General features: G+C 73.0%; 5 protein-coding genes and 1 pseudogene. 4 read left to right on the forward strand and 2 right to left on the reverse strand.

The features are described from left to right. Window positions 1–93 precede the first annotated feature (93 nt). The 4 genes and pseudogenes from ABZ862_RS01935 to ABZ862_RS01950 all read left to right on the forward strand — a co-directional run bounded on the left by ABZ862_RS01935 (window position 94) and on the right by ABZ862_RS01950 (window position 4,970). A complete protein-coding gene (locus ABZ862_RS01935; protein WP_360950597.1) occupies window positions 94–1,941 on the forward strand; it encodes a gamma-glutamyltransferase in 1,848 nt (615 codons plus the stop codon). Between the two features lie 97 nt (window positions 1,942–2,038). Next, a complete protein-coding gene (locus tag ABZ862_RS01940) occupies window positions 2,039–2,935 on the forward strand; it encodes an inositol monophosphatase family protein (RefSeq protein ID WP_360950602.1) in 897 nt (298 codons plus the stop codon). Window positions 2,936–2,981: 46 nt separating this feature from the next. Next, the gene (locus tag ABZ862_RS01945) at window positions 2,982–4,412 is read left to right on the forward strand and encodes an NAD(P)/FAD-dependent oxidoreductase (RefSeq protein WP_360950605.1); all 1,431 of its coding nucleotides are present in this window, start codon (window positions 2,982–2,984) and stop codon (window positions 4,410–4,412) included. A gap of 40 nt (window positions 4,413–4,452) precedes the next feature. Continuing rightward, window positions 4,453–4,970 (forward strand): annotated as a pseudogene (locus ABZ862_RS01950) (O-acetyl-ADP-ribose deacetylase). Window positions 4,971–5,046: 76 nt separating this feature from the next. On the opposite strand, the gene ABZ862_RS01955 reads toward ABZ862_RS01950, so the two are convergent. Beyond that, window positions 5,047–5,238: a hypothetical protein gene (locus tag ABZ862_RS01955; RefSeq protein WP_360950608.1), complete on the reverse strand. Its 192-nt coding sequence runs from the start codon at window positions 5,236–5,238 to the stop codon at window positions 5,047–5,049. A gap of 110 nt (window positions 5,239–5,348) precedes the next feature. After that, the gene (locus ABZ862_RS01960) at window positions 5,349–8,516 is read right to left on the reverse strand and encodes a DNRLRE domain-containing protein (protein ID WP_360950611.1); all 3,168 of its coding nucleotides are present in this window, start codon (window positions 8,514–8,516) and stop codon (window positions 5,349–5,351) included. Window positions 8,517–8,622: the final 106 nt, after the last annotated feature.

Below are 8,622 nucleotides of genomic sequence, written 5' to 3' on the forward strand. Positions count from 1 at the left end.
CGCTCACCGGCCGTACCCGTCCGGGATCCCGCGTGAGAAAGTGCACACGTCGGCCATCGCGACGGCAGTGGTCAGAGAGGCGGCAGGCGACCGATGACGTTCACCACCCGTCCCACGCTCCAGGGCACCTTCGGCATGGTCTCGTCCACCCACTGGCTGGCCTCGCAGTCGGCGATGGCCGTGCTGGAGGACGGCGGCAACGCCTTCGACGCCGCCGTGGCCGCCGCGTTCGTGCTGCACGTGGTGGAGCCGCACCTCAACGGCCCGGCGGGCGAGGTCCCGGTCGTCCTCGCCCCGGCGGGTGGCCCGGTGCGCGTGCTGTGCGGTCAGGGCGTCGCCCCGGCCGGAGCCGGCATCGCGCACTACCGCTCCCTCGGCCTCGACCTCGTCCCCGGCACCGGCCCGCTGGCCGCCGCCGTGCCCGGCGCCTTCGACGCCTGGATGCTGCTCCTGCGCGACCACGGCACCAGACCCCTGCCCGACGTCCTGAAGTACGCCATCGGCTACGCCGAGCACGGCCACCCGCCCGTGGAGAACCTGGGCGCGACCGTCGAGAGCGTACGGCCGCTCTTCGAGACGGAGTGGACCACCTCGGCCGAGGTCTACCTGCCCGGCGGCGTCCCGCCCCGCCCCGGCCGCCTCTTCCGCAACCCCGCCCTCGCCGCCACCTGGCGGCGACTGCTCGCCGAGACCGCCGGGGCGGGCGGCCGGGAGGCCCGGATCGACGCCGCCCGCGAGGTGTGGCGCACCGGATTCATCGCCGAGGCCCTGGTACGGCAGTCCGGCCACCCCACCCTGGACACCAGCGGCGGCCACCACACCGGCACCCTCACCGCCGCCGACCTCGCCGGCTGGTCCGCGAGCTACGAGGCACCGGCGACGTACGACCACCACGGCTGGACCGTCTGCAAGGCGGGCCCCTGGAGCCAGGGCCCCGCCTTCCTCCAGCAGCTCGCCCTGCTCCCGCCCGACCTGCCCCCGTACGGCTCCGCCGACCACATCCACCTCCTCACCGAGGGCTGCAAACTCGCCATGGCCGACCGCGAGGCCTGGTACGGCGACGCCGCCGACGTCCCGCTCGACGACCTCCTCTCCGACGCCTACAACGCCGGGCGCCGTACGCTGATCGGCGAGCGGGCGTCGTACGACCTGCGGCCCGGCGCCCCCGGCGGCCGCACCCCGCGGCTGCCCGCCCTCGCCCACCTCGTCGCCCACGGCACACCGGGCTTCAGCCCGATGGGCGCCGGTGAGCCGACCGTCGCGCGGTACGACGGGAGCGACCCGGCGTACGGGAGCGACCCGGCGCACGAGCCGCAGGTCGCCGACGACGGTGCCGTGCGCGGTGACACCTGCCACCTCGACGTCGTCGACCGCTGGGGCAACATGATCGCCGCGACGCCCAGCGGCGGCTGGCTCCAGTCCAACCCCGTCGTGCCCGAGCTCGGCTTCCCCCTCGGCACCCGGCTCCAGATGGCCTGGCTGGAGGAGGGCCTGCCCAACTCGCTCACCCCCGGCCGCCGCCCCCGTACCACCCTCACCCCGACCCTCGCCCTGCGCGGCGGCGTCCCGGTCCTGGCCTTCGGCACCCCCGGCGGCGACCAGCAGGACCAGTGGCAGCCCCACTTCTTCCTCGGCCTCGTCCAGCGCGCCCCGGTGCGCGGCGGCCTCGACCTCCAGGGCGCGATCGACGCCCCGAACTGGCACACCGACGGCTTCCCCGGCTCCTTCCACCCGCGCGGGATGCGGCCCGGCAGCCTCACCGTCGAGGCCCGCACCGACCCCGGGACGGTCGCCGCGCTGCGGCGGCGCGGACACGACGTCACGGTGGCCGACGGCTGGTCCGAGGGACGGCTGTGCGCGGTGGCCCGCGACCCGGAGAGCGGCATCCTGTCCGCGGCGGCCAATCCGCGCGGGATGCAGGGCTACGCGGTGGGGCGGTGAGCCCGCGACAAGGGACGAGGGCGGGATTTCACGCCGATTCCACCCGGTGTGAACCGGGTGGGCAGGGAATGTCAGTGGCGCGTGTTCTCATGGAACCATGATCGGACAGAACGAAACCATCGAAGAGTTTCTCGTACACCGCTCGGCCGACGTGGCGGAGGCGGTCCGCAAGGCCGCCGCGGCCGAGATCATGCCCCGCTTCCGGCGGCTCGCCGAGGACGAGGTCGACCAGAAGAGCGGCCCGCACGACCTGGTGACCGACGCCGACCGCCTCGCCGAGGCATACCTCACCGAGGTCCTCGGCAAGCTGCTGCCCGGCTCCGTCGTGGTCGGCGAGGAGGCCGTCCACGCCGACCCGGCGACCTACGAGGCCCTCCAGGGCGACGTACCCGTCTGGATCGTCGACCCGGTCGACGGAACCCGCCAGTTCGTGCACGGCGACCCGGGCTTCTGCACCCTCGTCGCGCTCGCCCACCGAGGCGTCCTGCACGCTTCCTGGACCTACGCACCGGTGCCGGACGAACTCGCCACGGCCGTCCGCGGCGGCGGCGCCCACCTCGACGGCGAGCGGCTGTGGGCCGGACCGCCCGCCCCCGGCCGCGACCTCGAAGTGGCCACCTCCCACCCCGACTTCACCACCGACGACCAGAAGCGCGCCCTGCTCGGCCTGTGGACCGAGGGCATCGCACCCCGCCCCTGCGGCTCGGCGGGACTGGAGTACCTCGCCGTCGCACGCGGCGCGTCGGACGCGACCGCGTTCTCCTGGGAGGCGGCCTGGGACCACGCGGCGGGCATCCTCCTGGTCGAAGAGGCGGGGGGCGCCCATCTCACCCTCACCGGCGAGCCGTTCCGCATCACCGGCGGCAACGCCCTGCCGTTCACCACGGCCAGGGACGCGGCCACGGCACGGCGCATCGCGGAACTGCTCGGGGCGGAACTCCTCGGTGCGGAAAGGGCCTGGCGGCACGGCGACCAGACCCCCGGCATATCCTGACCCCCAGTGACCGTCGGCTGACGAAGGGGTTCCGAAGGTGCCGTCGATGCTCGATGCGGTCGTGGTGGGAGCGGGACCGAACGGCCTGACGGCCGCCGTGGAACTGGCCCGCCGCGGCTTCTCCGTCGCCCTCTTCGAGGCCCGCGACACCGTGGGCGGAGGAGCGCGCACCGAGGAACTGACCCTGCCCGGCTTCCGCCACGACCCCTGCTCGGCGGCCCATCCCCTCGGCATCAACTCGCCCGCGTTCCGCGCCCTCCCGCTGGAGCGCTACGGCCTCCGGTGGCTGCACGCCGACCTGCCCATGGCGCACCCCTTCCCGGACGGCACGGCCGCCGTGCTGTCCCGCTCGGTGGCGCGTACGGCGGCCTCCTTCGGACCGCGCGACGCGGGCACCTACCGCAGACTGGTGGCCCCGTTCCTGCCCCACTGGGACACCCTGGTCCGCGACTTCATGTCCCTCCCGCTCACCGCGCTCCCACGCGACCCGCTCACCCTCGCCCGCTTCGGCCTGACCGGACTCCCGCCGTCGACCGTCCTGATGCGCCGCTTCCGCGACGAGCGGGCGAAAGCCCTGTTCGCGGGCCTCGTCGCCCACGTGATCTCCCCGCTCGACGGGTTCGCCACGAGCGCCGTCGGCCTGGTCTTCGCCCTCGCCGCACACGCCCGCGGCTGGCCCGTCGCCCGCGGCGGCTCCCAGGCCCTCTCCGACGCGCTCGCCGCGTACCTGACGGACCTGGGCGGCGCCGTCCACACCGACTACGAGGTCAAACGCCTCGACGACCTGCCACCGGCGCGCGCCTACGTCTTCGACACCTCACCCACCGCCCTGGCCCGCATCGCGGGCTTCGGCGGCCACTACGACCGCTACCGGTACGGCGCCGCCGCCTTCAAGGTCGACTACGCCCTCGACGGCCCGGTGCCCTGGACCGCCCCCGAGGCCCGGATCGCCACGACCGTGCAACTCGGCCCGACCAGCCGGGAGATCGGCACCGCGCTGCGCGCCGCGTCCCGCGAGGGCCGGGCACCCGACGTACCGTTCCTGATCACCGTCCAGCCGTCCGTCGCCGACCCCACCCGGGCCCCCGAGGGCAAACACACCTTCTGGGCCTACGGCCACGTCCCCGGCGGCTGGACCGGCGACCTCACCGACGCCGTCGAACGGCAGCTGGAGCGCTTCGCCCCCGGCTTCCGCGACCGCGTCCTGGCCCGCGCCGTCGCCGGCCCGCCCGAACTCGCCGCCCGCAACGCCAACTACGTCGGCGGCGACATCGCCACCGGCGCCGCCTCCGGCCTCCAGCTCCTGCTGCGCCCCCGGCTGTCCCTCTTCCCCTACAACACCCCGCACCCGGCCGTCTTCCTCTGCTCCTCCGCCACCCCGCCCGGCCCCGGCGTGCACGGCATGTCCGGCCACAACGCGGCGAAGGCGGTATGGCGCAGACTGCGCCGGCAGTCCGACCGGACGGCGGCACGATAACGGGTTGCCCACCGGCCGCGGAACCGGGTACCAGACCGGTATGACCACCACGACCATCACCCTCGTCCGGGGCGACATCACCCGCCAGTCCGTCGACGCGATCGTCAACGCGGCGAACTCCTCCCTGCTGGGCGGCGGAGGCGTGGACGGCGCGATCCACCGGCGCGGCGGCCCCGCGATCCTGGAGGCGTGCCGGGCCCTGCGCGCCGCGCACTACGGCAAGGGCCTGCCCCCGGCCAGGCGGTCGCCACCACCGCGGGCGCCCTGGACGCCCGCTGGGTCATCCACACCGTGGGCCCGGTCTGGTCCCCCGCCGAGGACCGCTCCGCCCTCCTCGCCTCCTGCTACCGCGAGTCCCTCCGCGTCGCCGACGGCCTGGGCGCCAGCACGGTAGCCTTCCCGGCGATCTCCACCGGCATCTACGGCTGGCCGATGGACGACGGGGCGCGTATCGCGGTGGAAACGGTACGCAGCACGCCGGCCCCGGCGGTGACGGAGGCCAGATTCGTCCTCTTCGACGACCGCGCCTACGAGACGTTCGCCCGCCGACTCGGCTGAGGGACGCCGCGCTGGATCCCCTGTCGGTGGCCGGGCCGGAGAAGTCCGGCCCGGCCACCTTGGCGTGCCTGCCTTGTCAGGCGTCCGGACCGAGGGTGGTCAGGTCGAGGGCGCTGGTGACGGCCTGGTAGCCGTCGGTGGTGAGGTTGACGTGGTCGCCGGTGTCGAAGTCGGACGGTGCGGTGCCGCTGCCGAGTTTGAGAGGCAGCGGCTCTGTGGTGGCCGTACCGCATGACCACGTCGTACCGCAACGATCAAGAACCGTCATGAGCCGCCGCCGGACTCCGCGAGTTCAAGGGTGAGGCCGATGCCGGATTTTCGGCGGTCCCACCCCGGCCGCCCCCGAGGGGACGGCCGGGGCCCGCCGGCACGATGACGTCAGCCGAAGGCCTTGACCGTGTTCCAGTTCACCGTCAGGACGACCCGTACGGGGGCGTTCGTGTCGGTCCGTGACGGGTGGTAGATCCGCGTGTAACCGTCGGAGGCCAGGCGCGCCCAGATGTCCGGGACGCCGTCGCCGTTGACGTCGGGGATGCCGATGGCCGTGGGCACGTCGGCCTCGGTCCAGTTGACGCCGTACGCCTCGTCCTTGCCGGTGAGGGAGCTGGCGGCCAGCTTGAGCGACTCCAGGTCGACGCTGCCCGCCACGGAGCCGGGCTTGCCCTGGCGGTCGTACATGTTGCCGTTGTCCAGGTTGCGCCACAGCAGGTCGGGAGTGCTGTCGCCGTTGATGTCGGCGACGTTGACGACCTCCCGGCGTGCCCAGGCGTCGGCGTTCATCTGTGTCGCCGTCTGGAAGCCGGCGCCGGTGTACCCGGACAGTGTCCACAGTCCCGGGCCGGCCCGCAGCACGAGGTCGGGCAGCTTGTCGCCGGTGATGTCGCCGGTGGCCTTGATCTGGGTCCACGTCGAGGGCGCCGGGGCGTTCGACGGAAGGCGGACCTCCAGGCGCTGGGTGACGTCGAAGCTGCCGTAGCCGTCGCCCGGGTAGAGCCAGAAGCGGCCGTCGGGGGAGACCGCGAACAGGTCGGTGGAGCCGTCACCGGGGTAGGTGTCCTGGTAGTGCGCGATCAGAGCGGCCTTGCCCGTGGCCGGGTCGTACCAGTAGCCCTGGGGATCGGCCTGTTTGTCACCGTCGTACGAGGCGGCGAGTCCGTTGTACAGGTCGCCGTCCGCGCCGCCCGTGTAGGTGCGCAGGTTGCCGTCCGCGTTGACGATCAGCAGGTCGGGCAGGTCGTCACCGGTGGTGTCCACGGGGCCGTCCGCTTTGTCGCGCGGCGGCACGTAGAACGTGTAGTCGGTGCGCTTGCTGGCGTTGCCTGCGGAGTCGTAGGCGTAGACCTGCAGGGTGTTGGGGCCCGCGTGCGCGGGCGGGAGCGCGGGCAGCGTGGCGGTGCCGTTCGTGGCCGGCACATAGACCGGGTTGTTGCCCTCGATCGACCAGCGGAACTGCGCCGCGCCCTCGGAAGCGAAGGTCACCGCACCCGTGCCGCCGAACTTGACCGTGGCCCAGGTCTGGCCGTCGTCCGTGGTCTCGGGGAAGACGTCGCTGTCGACGCTGGGCGGGGGAGGCCCGCTGCCGTCGACGACGACCTGGCAGGGGGCGGTGCCCGGCGGGAAGTACGTGGAGACCAGGGAGGGAGAGCCGGAGTCCTCCGCGCGCACGTCCCAGTAGTACGTGGCCGTGTCCTCCAGCGGGAACGTGGCGGGGATGGGCAGAGAGGCGTAACCGGCGGAGTTCGGGGTGGCCAGGGTTCCGGCCGGGGCAGTGCCGCCTTTCTTCCAGAAGCGGAAGCGCAGCTTGCTCAGGTTGTCGTCGGGGTCCTTGGCGGTGGCCGACAGCGTGAGGGTCGTCTTGCCGACGGTCACGCCGCTGGTGGAGCAGACGCCGCCGGGCGTGGACTTGCCGCCCGTGGGCTCGGAGGGGGGCCGGTTGTAGACGACCTCCATGGTGGCGCCGGTGGCATTGAACTTGCGCCAGGTCTGCACGTCGGACTCGCTGGTGGCGCGCATCCCGAAGGTGATGTTCGCCCAGCCCTTGTCCGCGCCTTCCTGAGCGGCGGCCTTGACGTTGAACGCCTCGTACTCGTCGGGGCAGGAACCGGAGGACCAGCCGTGCGCGAAGGACTTCCTCTGCAACTCCGTGGTCCAGCTCGGCTGTTTGTTCCAGGTGGTGCCGGAGGAGATGGCGCCGGTCAGATAGAACTGGAACTCGCGGGCGGTGCACGACCAGGAGTGGTTGTTGAGCACCTTGAAGGTGGCGGAGGAGATCTCCGCGTCCTTGAGACCGGTGCTGTAGTTCATCCGCCAGAACGAGCGGGCGGTGCCGCCGGTCTCGTTCTCGTGGCCGACCCGGGCGTCGGAGGTGCCGGAGGAGAAGTTGGTGCCGTTCCAGAAACTGGAGTTCGGATAGGGCTTGTAGGCCACGGTCCAGGCCAGCCAGCCACGGTTCAGCGTCGGATCGACGAACACCGGGTACTGCGTGTCGTCGCCCGTGAACAGGCCGGTCCGCGCGACGTTCAGGTCGAGCCGGGTGTTTCCGGTGTTGTCGCCCCGCAGCTCGACGGGCATGGGGGCGCTGTGGGTGCCGGGCTCGATGCCCGTCAGACCGGACAGCCTCAGGACGTCGGAGGGGGTGGCGACCGAGGTGCGCGGGGTGCCCTTGCCCTCGTCCGGTTCGGGGTCCCGGCCGGCGGAGTCCCAGGCGAACGGAGTGGGGATGGAGCCGAGTTCCTTGCCCGACCTGTCCTGGACGAGGATCCGGCCGGTGGCGGCGTCGTGGTGGAAGACCGCCGTGGCCGAGCGCAGACCGTAGGCCACCGTCGCGAGAGCCTCGGACCGCGCGGCCTCCTTGTCCTTCACGATCAGGAGCTGGGCGAAGCCGCCCTCCTCGCGCGCGACGAGCAGCAGGTCCACACCGGGCAGTACCTCGGAGTACAGGGCACGCGGGCCGTCGAGGACGGGCTCGGGCAGGGCGCCGGGCCATGTGTAGGCGATGGTGTGCCGGCCGAAGTCGACCTCGGCCAGGACCGTGTCCCGGCTCTGCGGGCCCTCGGCGAGGGGCCGACGGGTGAGCGAGCGGTCGGCGTGCGCGGGTTCGGTGCCGCTGGAGAAACGGACCGGGAGCGCGGCGTTGACGGGCTGGACACCCAGGTCGCGCGGGGCGTTCCTCACCCGGTGCAGCCGGTTGTCGATCGGCGCCCACGTGCCCGCCGCGGTCTTCGCCCGGGTCGGCGTGGCCGTGATGCGGGTGCGCAGCCTGCCGTCCGGCTGCGCCCAGGTCTGGGACGTGGCGGTGGTGGCGGTGTCGACGAGCACCCGCTTGCGGGTACGCCTCGCCTCGGCCTGGGCGGCCGCTTCGTCGCGGGGGCCGGTCGACGCCGACCGGGCGTCGGTGGCCTTGCGGGCTTGCGCGGGTGAGGTTCCGTCAGGCTGCCACCACGGCAGCAGCGAGACGGTCAGGGCGGCCAGTACGAGGCCGATGGCGAGGGACAGCCTGGTGCGCGTGCGCACGAAGCGGCTGAGGAAACGAGGCGGCGCGGACACGGCGGCGGTCTACTCCCGTGTGGACCAGGCGGACGGGCATGGGCGCACACACGGTCACACACTCCTCACAACACGTCCACAGGTAAGAAATTTATAAATTCGTGAC

The sequence above is a fragment of the Streptomyces sp. NPDC047000 genome (assembly GCF_040644295.1).
In the GTDB taxonomy this organism is placed as follows: Bacteria; Actinomycetota; Actinomycetes; order Streptomycetales; family Streptomycetaceae; genus Streptomyces.